At 62.7% G+C, this 14,493-nt stretch carries 16 protein-coding genes; 4 read left to right on the forward strand and 12 right to left on the reverse strand.

The genetic code is table 11. The features are described 5' to 3' along the window. Positions 1–24: 24 nt before the first annotated feature. From ETC27_RS03490 to ETC27_RS03525, 8 genes are all read right to left on the reverse strand, one after another. Positions 25–1,191: a tRNA nucleotidyltransferase/poly(A) polymerase-related protein gene (locus ETC27_RS03490; protein WP_136253563.1), complete on the reverse strand. Its 1,167-nt coding sequence runs from the start codon at positions 1,189–1,191 to the stop codon at positions 25–27. After that, positions 1,188–1,526, reverse strand: coding sequence for a thiosulfate sulfurtransferase GlpE (glpE, locus tag ETC27_RS03495; RefSeq protein WP_136253564.1), 339 nt, complete (start codon positions 1,524–1,526; stop codon positions 1,188–1,190). The genes ETC27_RS03490 and glpE overlap by 4 nt, the downstream gene beginning before the upstream one ends. 62 nt (positions 1,527–1,588) lie before the next feature. After that, a complete protein-coding gene (locus ETC27_RS03500) occupies positions 1,589–2,422 on the reverse strand; it encodes a symmetrical bis(5'-nucleosyl)-tetraphosphatase (protein WP_136253565.1) in 834 nt (277 codons plus the stop codon). A 119-nt stretch (positions 2,423–2,541) separates the two neighbouring features. Further along, positions 2,542–2,940 (reverse strand): Co2+/Mg2+ efflux facilitator ApaG/CorD, encoded by a 399-nt coding sequence (gene apaG, locus ETC27_RS03505; RefSeq protein ID WP_205742673.1) that lies wholly within the window; start codon positions 2,938–2,940, stop codon positions 2,542–2,544. Next, positions 2,937–3,743 carry a 16S rRNA (adenine(1518)-N(6)/adenine(1519)-N(6))-dimethyltransferase RsmA gene (gene rsmA / locus ETC27_RS03510; protein WP_136253566.1) on the reverse strand — a complete coding sequence of 269 codons (807 nt, stop codon included), beginning with the start codon at positions 3,741–3,743 and terminating at the stop codon, positions 2,937–2,939. The genes apaG and rsmA overlap by 4 nt, the downstream gene beginning before the upstream one ends. Positions 3,744–3,849: 106 nt before the next feature. Further along, positions 3,850–4,911 carry a 4-hydroxythreonine-4-phosphate dehydrogenase PdxA gene (pdxA, locus tag ETC27_RS03515; RefSeq protein ID WP_136253567.1) on the reverse strand — a complete coding sequence of 354 codons (1,062 nt, stop codon included), beginning with the start codon at positions 4,909–4,911 and terminating at the stop codon, positions 3,850–3,852. Then, positions 4,908–5,924: a peptidylprolyl isomerase gene (locus ETC27_RS03520; RefSeq protein WP_240724779.1), complete on the reverse strand. Its 1,017-nt coding sequence runs from the start codon at positions 5,922–5,924 to the stop codon at positions 4,908–4,910. The genes pdxA and ETC27_RS03520 overlap by 4 nt, the downstream gene beginning before the upstream one ends. A gap of 26 nt (positions 5,925–5,950) precedes the next feature. Then, entirely contained in the window at positions 5,951–8,383 is a 2,433-nt protein-coding gene (locus ETC27_RS03525; RefSeq protein ID WP_136253568.1) for an LPS-assembly protein LptD, read from the reverse strand. 189 nt (positions 8,384–8,572) lie between these two features. Here ETC27_RS03525 and ETC27_RS03530 point away from each other — a divergent pair, with 189 nt between their 5' ends. The 4 genes from ETC27_RS03530 to speD all read left to right on the forward strand — a co-directional run bounded on the left by ETC27_RS03530 (position 8,573) and on the right by speD (position 11,761). Next, positions 8,573–9,634 (forward strand): aminoglycoside phosphotransferase family protein, encoded by a 1,062-nt coding sequence (locus ETC27_RS03530; protein ID WP_136253569.1) that lies wholly within the window; start codon positions 8,573–8,575, stop codon positions 9,632–9,634. Continuing rightward, complete coding sequence (murU, locus tag ETC27_RS03535) at positions 9,631–10,302, forward strand: N-acetylmuramate alpha-1-phosphate uridylyltransferase MurU (protein WP_136253570.1); 672 nt, start codon at positions 9,631–9,633, stop codon at positions 10,300–10,302. Before ETC27_RS03530 ends, murU begins: the two co-directional genes overlap by 4 nt. Before the next feature lie 115 nt (positions 10,303–10,417). Next, positions 10,418–10,837: an OsmC family protein gene (locus ETC27_RS03540; RefSeq protein ID WP_136253571.1), complete on the forward strand. Its 420-nt coding sequence runs from the start codon at positions 10,418–10,420 to the stop codon at positions 10,835–10,837. A 129-nt stretch (positions 10,838–10,966) separates the two neighbouring features. Then, positions 10,967–11,761 (forward strand): adenosylmethionine decarboxylase, encoded by a 795-nt coding sequence (gene speD / locus ETC27_RS03545; RefSeq protein ID WP_136253572.1) that lies wholly within the window; start codon positions 10,967–10,969, stop codon positions 11,759–11,761. Positions 11,762–11,896: 135 nt separating this feature from the next. Here speD and coq7 read toward each other — a convergent pair whose 3' ends face one another. The 4 genes from coq7 to ETC27_RS03565 form a co-directional block, all read right to left on the reverse strand. After that, positions 11,897–12,538 carry a 2-polyprenyl-3-methyl-6-methoxy-1,4-benzoquinone monooxygenase gene (gene coq7 / locus ETC27_RS03550; RefSeq protein WP_136253573.1) on the reverse strand — a complete coding sequence of 214 codons (642 nt, stop codon included), beginning with the start codon at positions 12,536–12,538 and terminating at the stop codon, positions 11,897–11,899. A gap of 175 nt (positions 12,539–12,713) precedes the next feature. After that, positions 12,714–13,055: a histidine triad nucleotide-binding protein gene (locus ETC27_RS03555; protein ID WP_136253574.1), complete on the reverse strand. Its 342-nt coding sequence runs from the start codon at positions 13,053–13,055 to the stop codon at positions 12,714–12,716. A 72-nt stretch (positions 13,056–13,127) separates the two neighbouring features. After that, the gene (locus tag ETC27_RS03560) at positions 13,128–14,000 is read right to left on the reverse strand and encodes a phosphoribulokinase (protein WP_136253575.1); all 873 of its coding nucleotides are present in this window, start codon (positions 13,998–14,000) and stop codon (positions 13,128–13,130) included. Continuing rightward, entirely contained in the window at positions 14,000–14,458 is a 459-nt protein-coding gene (locus ETC27_RS03565; protein ID WP_136253576.1) for an acyl-CoA thioesterase, read from the reverse strand. The genes ETC27_RS03560 and ETC27_RS03565 overlap by 1 nt, the downstream gene beginning before the upstream one ends. Positions 14,459–14,493: the final 35 nt, after the last annotated feature.

A 14,493-nucleotide genomic window follows, 5' to 3' on the forward strand; every position in this document is an offset into this window, starting at 1 on the left:
TTTTCTTGTCGTTGTGGCCTATGCTCACCCAGCGTCCGACAGCACCTCGGCGATCGCGGCCTGGCGGCGCCGGTCGAGCTCTTCGCCCAATGCCTTCCCCTTGAAGCCTTCCTCAAGCAGTCCTCGAGGCTCAATCGTGCGCGCGGCGAGGTAGGCATCATCCAGTGCCCGGGCAAGATCAGGCGCCTCAAGCGCCAATAATGCCAGTTGCGGCGCCAGACGCTCTTCGCGCCGCCAGGCGTCGATAGCGCTGAACCAGGCGAGCGCCTGCTCGGCCGTGAGCGGCGCTGCCTGATGATCACTACGCAGAGCCCGGGTACGAGCGGCTTGCCGTGCCAGGTCGGCAAAAGCCTTGGGCAGTTTCAGGCGTTCGGCGAGCGCATCTCGACTGTCATCGTCGAGGTGCTCGACCAGCCGTGCCCAGCGAAAGCGTCGCCGCGCACCGCCGTCATCATCGTCAGCGATGTCGCCCTGTGTCGCCGGCAAGTGGTGCAACCGCGCCAGTGCCGAGGCAAAGGCGTCGCGGTCGGCGATCAGCTCCGGCATCAGCACAGCAAGCGCCCCGCACGCATCGAGGGCGCTGAAATACGCCTCGGGACAGGGCTCGCCGAGCGCCTTCTCGGTCTCGGTCCAGACCCGCTCGGCGACCAGATGCGAAAGCTCGCCACTATCGGCAAGCCATTGCATCAGGGAAAGCGTCTCCTCGGCGATGGTGAAACCGAGTCCTCGGTAGCGAGCCAGGAAACGTGCGGTGCGCAATACCCGCAACGGATCCTCGACGAAGGCTGGCGAGACATGCCGAAGCCGCTTGGCGTCGAGGTCATGAAGGCCATGATACGGATCTGTCAGGGTGCCATCGGTGTCTTCTGCCATGGCATTGATGGTCAGATCGCGGCGCACCAGGTCATCTTCGAGGCTAACCTCGGGGCTCGCATGCACCTCGAAGCCCGTATAGCCATGACCGCGCTTGCGCTCGGTACGCGCCAGGGCGTATTCCTCATGGGTCACAGGATGCAGAAAGACCGGGAAATCGCGCCCTACCGGGGTGAAGCCGCGTCGCATCATCTCATCGACACTGGCTCCGACTACCACCCAGTCGCGATCGACGACTGGCCAACCCAGGCGCGCATCACGGACGGCACCGCCCACACAATAGACCTCGAGCCCCTCAAGGAAACGGTCACCGCTCATGCCGGTGCCGAGGCAACGCGCGTGGGGTGCTTGGCCGCCCAGTCGGTGAAGCCGCCATCCAGGCTATAGACCCGTGTATACCCCTGCCCGCCGAGCCAGGCAGCGGCCTGCTGACTGGAATGGCCGTGGTAACAGACGACCACCAGCGGCGAATCCTTGGGTGTCTCGTCGAGCAGCGCACCGACGCTTGCGTTGTCCAGGTGGCGACTCGCCGGGATATGCCCGCGGGCGAAGCTCACCGGGTCTCGAATATCGACCAGCGTCAGCGGCTCGCCTTCGTCCAGCCAGGCTTTAAGAGTGGGGATGTCCAGATGCTCGAAGGGCGTCGTGCTCATGGTAGCTCCACGAAAAATAAGAGGGTGTAACGGCAAGCGGGGAATCAGTGGGGGGGAGCCGATCAGACCCCTTTCAGACTCGGCTGACTGATGCGCTTGCCGGTCGAAAGATCCAGTGCGGTCAGGCTTCCGCCCCACACACACCCCGTGTCCAGTGCCTCGGCGCGTACTCGGCTACCAGGCGTGCCGCCCTCAAGCGCCGCCCAATGACCGAAAAGGATATGCGGATCGTCCTCGCGGGAATAGCTGAACCAGGGGGCGAAGCCCTTGGGTTCCGAGTCGAGCCCTTCCTTGGCGGCGAACTCCAGTTGGCCGTCCGGGTCGACGAAGCGCATGCGCGTGAAGGCATTGACGATGAATCGAGCGCGGTCCATGCCATCGAGATCATCCTGCCAGTGGCTCGGGTGATTGCCGTACATGCGCGAGAGAAAATCGCCGTTGTCGTCGGCGAGTCTCGCCTCGACTTCACCTGCCAATGCGGAAGCCTTGGCCACCGACCACTGTGGCAGCAGACCGGCATGACACATCACGGTATCGTGCTGCTCGCCTGGCTCAAGCTCCGATGCTCGCACCATCAACGGCTGCTGTTGCAGCCAGTCGAGCAGCGCCTCGCGATCCGGCGCCTCGAGAATCGTTGCCAGGGTATCGGAGCGCTTAGTGGTACCGTTGCCCCGGGCCACTGCCAGCAGGTGCAAATCATGATTACCCAGCACCACCTGTACCGAGTCACCGAGTGCGACCACCTCGCGCAGGCAGTCAAGCGACCCCGGCCCACGATTGACCAGATCCCCTGCCAGCCATAGCGTGTCGCGACTGGGGGCGAAGTCGAGGCGCTCGAGCAGCGCCACAAACTCCCGGTGGCACCCCTGCAGGTCACCGATCGCATAAGTGGTCATGGCATCTCCTGGTGACAAAGGCTTTAACGATATGCCGTCACGATCCTGTGCAGCATTATGGGTTGGCATGGCAGTGATGACCTACCACGGCGCCAGAGTTGCAGGCCCACCGCGAAGGGTCAATGCACCTGGTGAGGGCTTGCCAAGCGGAAGGGAGCAATGGGGACTTCGAGATGCTGCTGCGTGGCAGCATCGACACAGGTGTAATCGCCTTCCATTACGCCCACTGGGCCATCCAGCACTGCTCGGCTGGTATAGCTAAAGGTCTGGCCTGGACCGATCATCGGCTGCTTGCCCACCACGCCCTTGCCTCTCACTTCCTGCACCTTGCCGCTGCTCTGGGTAATCTTCCAGTGACGCGCCAGCAACTGCACGCTATGCGATGAACGGTTATGCACGGTGACGGTGTAGCTGAACACGTAGCGGGACTCGGCCTCATCGGACTCATCGGCACGGTAGGCAGGCTCGACGTCGACAAAGAGCGCCGCGATCAGCGCTTCGCGATTGGTGTCGCTCATGCAACCTCCTCTGCCAGATGATCGGCGATGCGCACAAATTCCTCGACGGACAGCGTCTGGGGCCGCCGGGTCGGATCAATCCCCAGCCCCTCCAGCGCCTCGGCGGATACGCGCCCCTTGAGATTGTTGCGCAGGGTCTTGCGCCGCTGCCCGAAGGCCTCGCGGACCACGTCGAACAACAGCGCCGGCTCTTTTGCCGGGTGTGGCAAGGTGTCATGCGGCACCATCCGCACGATGGCCGATTCTACCTTGGGCTGCGGCACGAAGGCCTCAGGTGGGACCACGAACAGCGACTCGACCCGACAGTGGTACTGCGCCAACACCGAAAGGCGCCCCCAGTGGGTGTCGCCGGGTGCGGCGGCGAGGCGCTCGACCACTTCCTTCTGCAGCATGAAGTGCATGTCGGCAATCGCGCCCGGCGTCTCGAGCAGGTGCACGATCAACGGCGTGGAGATGTTGTAGGGCAGGTTGCCGACCACCCGCAGCGCCGGGCCATCGCCGCGTAAGGCGGCAAAGTCGAAGGTCAGGGCATCCCCCTCGTGAATCACGAAATCGGGATACTGAAAGAACTGCACGCGCAGGCCGGGAATCAGGTCGCGATCAAGCTCGATCACCTCGAGGGCGCCGCCGGCCGCATCGATCAGCGGCTCGGTCAGCGCGCCTTGGCCGGGGCCGATTTCGACCAGCCGCTCGCCTTCTCGTGGGTCAATAGACCGCACGATACGCGAGATGACCCCCGAGTCTTGCAGGAAGTTCTGGCCGAAGCGCTTGCGGGCCCGATGCATGGGTGGGCGTGAAGACATGCGATGGATGATCCTTTGATTCAGACAGAATGTGGGGCTTATCGAGGCCGGACTCAGCAGCAATGGACGGTGCCGGCTAGCCACGCTTGCAGAGATACAGGGCCGATCAAGACAGGGTGGCGCTTGTGGCCATCTCCGCCGCCAGGTTCATGGCGACGCGCAGGCTGCCCGTGTCGGCGATACCACGACCGGCAAGATCGAGAGCCGTACCATGGTCCACCGAGGTGCGCACCAGCGGCAGACCCAGGGTGATATTGGCCGCACGCCCGAACCCTGCGTACTTGAGCACGGCGAGCCCCTGATCATGATACATGGCCAACACCGCATCGGCGTCATCGAGATGCCGTGGGGTGAAGAGGGTATCGGCGGGATAGGGACCGCGTACATCGAGCCCCTCGGTCACCAGGCGCTCGAGGGTCGGGGTGATGATCTCGAGTTCTTCGCGCCCCAGGTGACCGTCCTCGCCGGCATGGGGATTGAGCCCGCACACCTTGAGGCGCGGCGCGGCGACCCCGAAGTAACGCTTCAGGTCGGCATCGATGATGTGCAACACACGACTCAGCCCTTCGGCGGTGATGGCATCGGCCACGCCACGCAGGGGCAGATGCGTGGTGGCCAAGGCCACCCGCAACGGGCAACGTGCCGGACCGTCGAGCTGACCATGCAGCGCCTGGTCGGTGGCAAGCATCATGACCACCTCTTCGACCCCGCAGGCATCGCGCAGATATTCGGTATGGCCGGTGAAGCCGACCAGGCCGCCGTCGATGATCGCCCCCTTGTGCAAGGGTGCGGTGACCATGCCCTGAGCCTTGCCCTCACGACAAGCTGCAATGGCCAGGTCCAGGGTCTCGAGCACATAGGCGCCGTTGGCGGGATCAAGCTTGCCGGCATGGCAAGGCGCTTTGAGGGCCACCGGCCATACCGGCAATACACCACGGCGTGGCACTGACGGCGCCTCGCCAGGCTCCAGCACCGATACTGTCACGTCCAGCTCGAGCTGTGCGGCGCGCGCTTCAAGCATCGCCGGATCGCCCACCGCCACGCCGATGAACGCCGGGGCCATATCCGATGTATCACCCGACATGCCCTCGGCGGCCAGCATCAATGCCAGTTCCGGGCCGATGCCGGCGGGCTCACCGGTCGTCAGCGCCAGTACCGGCGGATTCATGATCCGCTGGCACCGCTCAAGCGGTTATCGATATAGGCGCCGGCGCGAATTTCCTGCAACCAGACCTCCATCTCATCGTTGGCCTTGCGCTGGAAGAGTGTCTGGCGCACCTGGTCGCGTTGCGTCAGGTTGCGCCCCTGGCCGCCTTCGCGGTCGGTGACCTTGACCAGGTGGAAGCCGCTGGGGCTTCTGATCGGATCAGAGACCTCGCCCTCCTCCAGTGACGGCACCGCCTGGGTGAAGATACTCGGCAGCTCGGCAGACGAACGCCAACCCAGATCGCCGCCACTAAGGGCCTGACCACCATCGGACTCGGCGGCGGCCAGGCTGGCGAAATCGGCCCCCTCATCGAGACGGCGACGCAGGCGTTCGATCTCACCACGGGCCTCGTCGATCTGCGCCTGGGACGGCGACTGCGGCAGCGCCACCATGATGTGTGACAGGCGGTAGCGCACGTCATCATTGGCGCTCTGCTGCTCCAGGTAACGATCCACTTCACGCTCACTGACGGTGACTCGGCTGGCCACCCGGCGCTGCTGGAGCTGACGCATCAAAAGCTCGCGACGCACGTCCTCACGCACGGCGGCGAGCGACAACCCATCGGCCTCGAGGGTATCGGCAAACTGCTCGAGGCTCATGCCATTGCTCTCAGCGATGCCGCGCACCGTGCGGTTGAGCTCGGTATCATCGACGCTGAGGTTCGCGTCGTTGGCCATTTGCAGTTGCACCTCTTCAACGATCATGCGATCCAGCACCTGCTGTTCCAGAGCCGCGCCGCTGGGTGGCGTGACGCCACGCTTTTCCAGCTGGTCGCGTGCTCGGGCGACCCGGTTCTCGAGTTCGCTATGCATGATCGCGCCCTCGTTGACCACCGCCACAATGTGATCCAGCGGCTTTACCTGCTGGGCCGTTGCCGGCTGTGAAGCCGAGGCCAGTGGCAGGGCCACCATCAGCGCCATGGCCAGCGGGGCGATCAATCGACTGCGCATAAATACCTCTTTGACTCGTTTCATGTGTCGATGCCTTAGCGCCGCAGCGCTCAAAAGGCGGTGGAGCGATAGCCGGGAATGGCCTGCTCGAAGTAACTGTCTGCTTCCTGGCCTACGCCGCCGAGGCCCTTGAAGACAAAGCGCAGGAAGATGCCACGATCGGAGTAATCGTCGGCCGTCGTATTGGCCGTGTCGTTGTCCTCGACCCAGTCACGCCATACCAGCTGCAGACCATAGCAGCAGTCGTTCCACTGCACACCCGCCAAACGTTCCAGAGACCGACTATTGGTGTTGTCATACAGGTAGCGGCCTATCAGGTCGACGCGAGCGCTGGCGCGCAGGGCGAAGGACACGTCGAATTCCTCGCGGTTGTAGCCGAGCCGGTCTTCGGGATCGTCGGCGGAGGGATCGAATCCCTGAAGCTCCCAGCGATAGCCGAGGTTCAGCACATGGCCACGGGGGTCCCGATAGGCAAGATCAATGCCGTTGCGCTCGGTCACTTCCCGCTCGGTATCATAGAGCCAAGAATAGCGCGTGCTCCAGTAATCGCTGATCTGCCAGTCGATCTTCGTGACCAAGGGCGTGCGATCCCGAGTGGCGCGATACCAGGCGGCATTATTGGTATCACGATCCGGCAGTGTATCCGGGTCGCCATTCATGTCGATGTTGCGATCCTCGAAATAAAAGCCCTGACCGATGCCAATATCGAGTCGCTCGCGACCGCTGTCGTCCTCAAGAAAGCGTGTGCTGACCCCGGCCGAGAGACGGTTTAGATCCCCGACCCGGTCTGCTCCCGAGAAGCGATACGGCGACCACAGCTGCCCCCAGGAGAAAGCACGCTCGTTGGTGTCGAAATCGGGAAACTCCTGCTGATCCTCGGCGGGCACATAGGCGTAGTTGAGACGCGGCTCCAGGGTCTGGCGGAAACCATCACCAAAGGCCGAGATTTCGCGCTCGAACACCAGGCCACCATCCAGCGAGCTGACCGGCACGGTGCGTGAAAGCGTGGTGTCTCGCTGGGTCTCAAGGGCGCCATAGTCGAGATCATAGGCGGTCTGCAGAAGCTCGACCTTAGGTTCGAAGAACCCCCAGCTGGCATCTCCGCGCCAGCCCACCGCCGGTGCCAGATGAATGCGGCTACCGGTGGCGGCTTCGTTGATCGGTACCTCTTGCTCGGCGACGTCACGCCAGAAGTAGGTCGCATTGGAGCGCCACTGTTGGTAGAAGCCGCTATTCTGATCCCAGCGCGCGTTGGCGGTCAGACTCGGCAATCGGTAGAAGGGCTTGTCGCGCTCGGCCAACGGAAAATCGAGTCGCTGAAACCCCTGTGCGCGGGCCTCTAGCTGCCATGTCTTGCCACTGTAATCGAATAGCGCCAGGCGCGGCAGATAGGCCGTATCGGATTCGCCAAAGTCACGCCCGAAATCATCGAAGTAGCGCCCATCGCTGGCGGCGCCATAGGCCAACTGGTAATCAAGCCGGGGACTCAGCCGCCCTTGATGGCGATAGTCCAGATACCAGCGATCTTCTCCGCGAAAGGCATCAGGCGGATCATTGGGATTGGATGAGTTCTTGCCCTGATCGTCGGAAAGATAGGCGCCCTCGACTCTGCCGGCGAAGTCATCTTGCAGATAGCGGAACTCGCCACCCAGCAGGAAGCCACGATCACTGATGATCCGCGGGGTAAGGGTCGCGTCGTAATTCGGCGCCAGGTTGAAATAGTAGGGCTGAGCGTAGTCGAGGCCATCACCCGAGGCGCTGATCACCGGCCACAGGAAGCCTGATTGGCGCCGATCATCGATCGGGAAGCGTACCCAAGGCCAGTAGAAGACCGGTACGTCCTGCACCTCAAGACGAGCATGAGTGGCGGTACCGAAGCCTGCCCCGCGATCCAGTAGAATGTCGCTGCCCACCAGACGCCATGCCTGGCTACCTGGAGCACAAGTGGTGAAGCTGGCATCACTGAGCCGATAGCGACCATCTTCAAGACGGGCCAGGCGCTGCGCGTCGCCGCGCAGACGCGACTCGTGAGCCACATAGTGAGCGCCATCGACCGAGGCAGCATCACTGTTCAGCGACACCTCGGCGGCATCGCCACGCACCAGCAACCCTTGATCACGCAGGGCCATGGGGCCCGCCACCTTGGCCCGCTCGCGCGCAGGCCCTAGGCTCACTTGCGGCGCCTCGACCTGGCTGTTTCCACGACGCAACAGCACTTCGCCGGCCAGGCGAACGGTGCCATCTTCGTCATAGCGGGCACGATCCGAGGAAGAACGGATATCATCGGCGGTGTCGCCTGCGGGCAGACGATAGGCCGGCATCACATAGCGGCCACGGCATAGCGCATCTGACGGTGCATCATCGCCCCAGGGCTGCCAGTCGAGCTGTTCCGCCGGCAGGGGCGCTGGTGGCGCCGCCAGCGCATCACCACCCGCGACGGCGGTCAGGCCGGCCAAGGCAGTCCAGTAGAGTCGTTTACCCATTTTCCTCTCTGTCCTTGACGGGGGAAATCGGTATTATACAGGCCGAATCCCGGCTGTCTGCCACCGCTCGGCCGGAGCCTCTTCTGACGACTGATGAGCCGGCAACGCACGAGCACGACTTGCAGCATGCGATGCGCCCGGCAGAGCGTCAACCAGAACGCCGAGACATGCATTACCACAGGAGCGCCCATGACTTCGGCAGACCCCGAGCGCCTTGGCTCCCTCTCCACCTGGGCGGCCAGACAATACGACCTATCGCCAGACGAGTTCAGGCTGGACTTGGCCGCCGGCGATGCGAGCTTTCGCCGCTACTATCGCCTGACGCTTCCCGACGGCGCCACCCGTATATTGATGGATGCCCCGCCTGCTCAGGAAGACAGCCGCCCTTTCCTTGCCATCGCCACGGACTGGCACGCCGCCGGCCTACCCGTGCCGCGCGTCCATCATGCCGACCTTGAGGCCGGTTTTTTGGCACTCGACGATTTGGGCGACACACCGCTGCAGCAGAGTTTCACGTCTCGTGAGACCACCTCCGACGGTTTCGAGCGGGCTATCGCGCTGATCCATGAGCTACAAGCCAAGGCCCCCCGTCATGCCCTGCCGATTTATGATGCGGCCCTGCTCGCTCGCGAGCTCGACCTGTTTCCTGACTGGTGCCTCGAGCGCCTGCTGGGCATCGCCCCGCCGCCGGGGTGGTCGGCGCTTGCCACAACGCTTATCGAAAGTGCGCTCGAGCAGCCGCGCTTTGTCGTCCATCGCGACTTCGATGCCATGAACCTGATGCTCGACAACGGCGCGCTGGTGTTGATCGACTTCCAGGATGCCGTGGCCGGCCCGCTGACCTACGACTTTATCTCGCTGACCCGAGGGCGCTACCGGCGCTTTGACGCCGCGACTCTCCGGTATTGGCAGGAAGCCTTCCGCGAGCGCGCCATCGCCGATGGTCGTCTCGATCCGGGTATCGAGGCCGAACGTTTCCACTTCTGGTGCGATGCCATGGCTATCCAGCGCAGCCTCAAGGTACTGGGCATCTTCTGTCGTCTGACACTGCGCGACGACAAGGCAGGCTACCTGGCACGCCTGCCTCACTTCCTCGCGCACCTGGACGACAGCCTCGCGCCCTGGCCCGCGTTTTCTGACTTCCGCGAGTGGCTTCATGTCACCTTTACGCCAGCGCTCGACGCTGCCCTGGCGGCACGAGATATCGACAGCTCGACCGATGAGGCAATGCCCCAGGAGCCGACGGCATGAAGGCGATGATCCTGGCCGCGGGCCTTGGCAAGCGCATGCGCCCGCTGACCGACACCTGCCCCAAACCGCTGCTGCCGGTCGCCGGCAAGCCACTCATCGTTCACCATCTGGAGCGCCTGGCGGCCGCCGGTATCGTCGAGGTGGTGATCAACATAAGCTATCGCGCCGACCAGATCATCGAAGCCCTCGGCGACGGTGCGGCTTATGGGGTCAGCATTGAGTGGAGTCGCGAGGACCGTCCTCTGGAAACCGGCGGTGGCATTCAAAAGGCGCTGCCCATGCTTGGCGATACGCCCTTCCTGCTGATCAATGGCGACGTCTGGTGCGCCCCGGATCTGGCCGAACTGCCAACGCTTGGAGACGACCTTGCCCACCTGTGGCTGGTCGACAATCCCGATCATCACCCCGCGGGCGACTTTCACCTGGATACCGCTGGGCGCGTCCATCCAGACGGTGAACCGCGCCTGACCTTTGCCGGCCTGAGCATGATCGACCCGGCACTCGTCGCAAACGAGCCTCCTGGCGCCTTTGCCCTGGCACCATTACTGCGCAGCGCCATGATCGCCGGACGCGTCTCCGGCCACCATCATCACGGCCCCTGGGTCGATGTCGGCACACCCGAGCGCCTTGCCAAACTGGATACCCGGCTGCGAGCCATGGCAGAGTGAGCGACTTGCCAGTGCGCATCAGCACCTCGCGCTACCGTGGCCCAAGCGCCCCGACGCATACTGATGGTGCCGCACTCGTCCTCTCTTTTTTGATTTCAGACGGAGAATTTGCCTCATGAAAGCCAGCGTCAAGTGGACCGACGGGCGTCAGTTCGTCGCCGAATCGGGCAGCGGCCACAGCGTGGTGATCGATGGTCCCCCCGACCACGGCGGCCGCGACACCGGCCCCCGCCCCATGGAGATGATGCTGATGGGACTTGGCGCCTGCACGTCTTTCGACGTGCTGCAGATTCTCGAGAAGTCTCGTGCCCCGGTCAGTGACTGCGTGGCCAGCGTCGAGGCCGAGCGCGCCGACAGCGTGCCCAGTGTTTTCACCAAGATTCATGTGCATTTCACGGTGACCGGCCAGGGGCTCAAGGAGAAGCAGGTCGAGCGCGCGGTGGCCCTATCGGCGGAGAAATACTGCAGCGCCTCCATCATGCTCGCCAACGGCGGCGTCGAAGTGACACACTCCGTCACCATCGTCGAAGGCTGATTTGGATGGAAAACACCCCGGAGCAGGTGCGCCCGTGCCCCGGGGTGTGCATAATACGCGCCTTTCATGCAGCCCCGGCCCAGTCCGCTAGGCATACCACGTACTCATGCACCTGAGGGAGGCTCGGACGTGAGCGACAATCTCCGACTCCACGGCTTCAACAACCTGACCAGTTCGTTGAGCTTCAACATCTACGACATCTGCTATGCCAAGACCGAAGATCAGCGTCGGGCCTACATCGATTACATCGATGAGCTCTATAACGCTGAACGGCTGACGCAGATCCTCAAGGATGTCACCAACATCATCGGCGCCCACGTTCTCAATATCTCGCGTCAGGACTATGAGCCCCACGGTGCCAGCGTGACCATCCTGATCGCCGAGCACGAACTCGAGGAGCCTGCGCCGGAACAGAGAGCCCCTGGTCCGGGACCGCTGCCGGAGACCGTGGTCGGCCATCTGGACAAGAGCCATGTCACGGTACACAGCTATCCGGAATCGCATCCGGACAACGGCATCAGCACCTTCCGCCTGGACATCGACGTGTCGACCTGCGGCATGATCAGCCCGCTCAAGGCGCTGAACTACCTGATCCACAGTTTTGATTCCGACATCGTCACCACGGACTACCGGGTGCGTGGCTTCACCCGCGATGTCGACGGCAAGAAACTGTTCATCGACCACGACATCACTTCGATTCAGGACTACCTGGCCGAGGACACCAAGAACGCCTACCAGATGGTCGACGTCAACGTCTATCAGGAAAACATGTTCCATACCAAGATGTTGCTGAAGGACTTCGATCTCGACAACTACCTGTTTGGCACCTCGCGCCGTGACCTGACCTTCGAGGAAGCCCGCGACATCGAAAGCCGGCTACGCAAGGAGATGCTCGAGATCTTCTATTCTCGCAACATGGACTGAGCAACGCCCTGGCGTCTCATGGTCCATCAATGAAAACGCCCCGCCGGGTCATCCGGCGGGGCGTTTTCGCTTCAGGTCACGGTGTCGCCTCACTGACATGACATCACGCCGAGGCGTCACCTAAGGTCATGACGCTCAGACCCGATAGACGCTGGTGGTCATCAGCTTGGAGACCAGGCGCATGCCGGCCTTGATGGGCGCGGGAAACTGCGCACCACCGGCCTCCAGAGCCCAGCGCTCGTGGTGAGCCTCGTCTTCGCGCATCTTCTCGAGCACCGCCCTGGAGCGACGATCCCCCGGCGGCAAGGCCTCCAGGTGCTCTTCCAGGTGTTCGCCGACCTGCTCTTCGGTGGCCGCCACGAACCCCAGGCTGACCTGGTCACCCACCGCGCCTGCCACCGCACCGAGGCCGAAAGAGGCCCCATAGAAGAGCGGGTTGAGCAGGCTGGTGCGGCCATCGAGCTCTTCGAGACGGGCATCGCACCAGGCCAGGTGATCGATTTCCTCCTGAGCGGCCTGCTCCATCTGACTGCGGATATCAGCCAGCTTGGCGGTCAGCCCCTGCCCCTGATAGAGCGCCTGGGCGCAAACTTCTCCGGTGTGGTTGATGCGCATCAACCCAACGGCATGGGAGCGCTCGGCCTCATCAATGTCGCCGTCATCCACACCGGCGGCTGGGCTGGGCCGGGAAGGCTGGGCGGCATGCGGCACCAGGGTGCGCAGAATCGTATCGAACTGCTGAATCAGGTGGTCATTGCGAGAATATTGGCGGTTCATGTAAGCCCCCGTGAGTATCGTCACTAGTCTATCCGAGCCACGCTACGACCAAAAGTTCTGACGATCTTGCCAGTACACGAGGCAAGCCGCACATACGACTCGAGACCTCGGGCAGGTAGCGTGACGGGCGTGAAGGGGTCGACTGCGGGCGTTGCCAGGCGCGCTAGGGGGCCGATTACCCGGCCGGCCAGGTGAAGTCACGGCCGCCCATCAGGTGCATGTGGATATGATAAACCGTCTGACCGCCACGCTGATTGCAGTTCATCACCACCCGATAGCCCTCGTCGGCAAAACCTGCCTGCTTGGCAAGCGTCGCCGCGGTGTACTGCAGCCGACCGATCAGCGCCAGGTCATCTTCTGCGATATCGTTGAGGGTCGAAATATGGCGCTTGGGGATCACCAGTTGATGGGTCGGCGCCTGAGGATTGACATCGTTGAAGGCCAGCACATCATCGTCTTCATAGACGATATCGGCGGGGATTTCGCGGTTGATGATCTTGCAGAACAGGCAATCCATGGCGCCTCTCCTTTGAATGATGGTCGATGAATGCGAGTCGTCCGGCCCAAGCGGTTCGCGCGACTGAATGGCTTAACGAAAACGTCGCTGGGCCAACAAGTGGCGAACCAAGGGGCCCAGAATCAACTCCATGGCCAATGGCATGCGTGCCCCGGGCACCACCAGGGTGTGAGGGCGGCTCATGAAGGCATCCTGAATCATCGCCAGCAGGTACGGGAAGTCCACCGTGGACGGATCACGAAAGCGAATCACTACGAAAGATTCGGCATCGGTGGGAATATCCTGAACCTCGAAGGGGTTGGAGGTATCCACCGTGGGCACCCGCTGGAAATTGATGTGCGTGCGCGAGAACTGTGGCTGTATATAGCGCACATAGTCATGCATGCGTCCAAGAATGGTGTCGATCACCGCTTCCTGAGAATAACCGCGCAGTTTGGTATCGCGATCGATCTTCTGGATCCACTCGAGGTTCATGGTGGGCGCCACGCCCACCAATAAATCCACATGGCGCGCGATGTCATGATCAGGCGTGACCAGGCCACCGTGAAGCCCTTCATAGAACAGCAGATCAGTGCCACTGGGTAGCGACTGCCAATCGGTAAAGGTCCCGACCTGATGACCCTGCTCGATCATCCGCTTGTCTTCGGCATGGATATAGTGACGAAAGGTACCCGCCCCTTGATCGCCATATTCCTGGAACAGCGTCTCCAGACGATCAAGCAGGTTAGCCTCTACCGCGAAATGAGACAGCTCGTCGGTGCGCTCGGGCTCCTCACGGAAGATTCGCGCCAGCTCATCCTTGGTGTAGCGGTGAAAGGCGTCGCCATCAACGGTCGCGGCATGGACATCCTCACGGGTGAACATGCGCTCGAAAGTTCGGCGCACCGTGGTGGTTCCCGCTCCGCTGGAGCCGGTCACGGCGATGATTGGATATTCCCGGGACATCAGGCGCCACTCTCAGGATGATAGGACGAAGCGGATGAAAGCGCAGCTTGCACAGACTCGGGGACCGCGACCGACTTTCCGACAGTAGCGTCAATCAACACCAGGTTGAGCCTGGCAGTCGCTACGGGGCGCTGGTCGTGCTCACGCAGTACACGGTGATAAACGCAAAGTGATTTGCCTTCGACGGGGGGAATCGCCGTTTCGACGACCAGCATGTCCGGCCAGGCGGCTTCGCCCTGATACTGGATGGCAAGATCGGCAACGACACTGGGATAGCCGCCAAGATCCCATTCCCGGAGCCCCCGGGACAGCAGCATCTGGGTTCTGGCCTCGTGCAGCAGCGACACTAGGGCATCGTGGCCCAGGTGGCGCCCATAATTCATATCGGTGATGCGTACCGACAAGGAGTGGCGGTGCAGGATGGCGTCTTCCGGAAACGCCAAGCGGACTCGTGACATATCAACTCCCTGTCGTGGCACTACCTCGCGCCGAG

The sequence above is a fragment of the Onishia niordana genome (assembly GCF_004798965.1).
Classification (GTDB): Bacteria; Pseudomonadota; Gammaproteobacteria; order Pseudomonadales; family Halomonadaceae; genus Onishia; species Onishia niordana.